Origin of the sequence: Bartonella queenslandensis AUST/NH15 (genome assembly GCF_000312585.1) — a bacterium.
In the GTDB taxonomy this organism is placed as follows: domain Bacteria; phylum Pseudomonadota; class Alphaproteobacteria; order Rhizobiales; family Rhizobiaceae; genus Bartonella; species Bartonella queenslandensis_A.
Genome location: NZ_HE998277.1, coordinates 1 through 468 on the forward strand (window position 1 = coordinate 1; position 468 = coordinate 468).

At 39.1% G+C, this 468-nt stretch carries 1 pseudogene; it reads left to right on the forward strand.

Features of this window, described 5'->3' with window-relative positions:
* Positions 1 to 468 (forward strand): annotated as a pseudogene (locus tag BN338_RS10195) (beta-propeller domain-containing protein); the annotation flags it as partial.

Below are 468 nucleotides of genomic sequence, written 5' to 3' on the forward strand. Positions count from 1 at the left end.
GTGAAGATAATCCAGGTTTTTTCTTAAATGTAAGCGGTTCTAAGCTTCATGATGTTATTTATATTAATATTCATGATCATGAAACGTCAGAGATCTGGTTAATTCCTGCTGAAGCACCTCTGAGCGTCCCTCAATGTGTACGCAAACGGCAAAAAGGTGTTGAATATTCACTTATAGAAGGTGGTGATGTCTTTTATATTCTGACCAATTTAGATAACGCAAAGGACTTTAAAATTATGGTTGCGCCGCATGAAGCGCCGCAATCAGAAAATTGGTCAGAACTGGTATCTCATCAGCTTGGTTGTTTGATCCTATCCCATGATGCGTATCAAGACTTTCTTATTTGGCTCGAACGCTTTGAAGGACTTCCCCGTATAAGAATTATGGAGCGTGCGACGAAAAAAAATCCATTCCATTGCTTTTGATGAAGAGGCTTATTCTTTAGGTTTACAAGGTGCAGCGGAATAT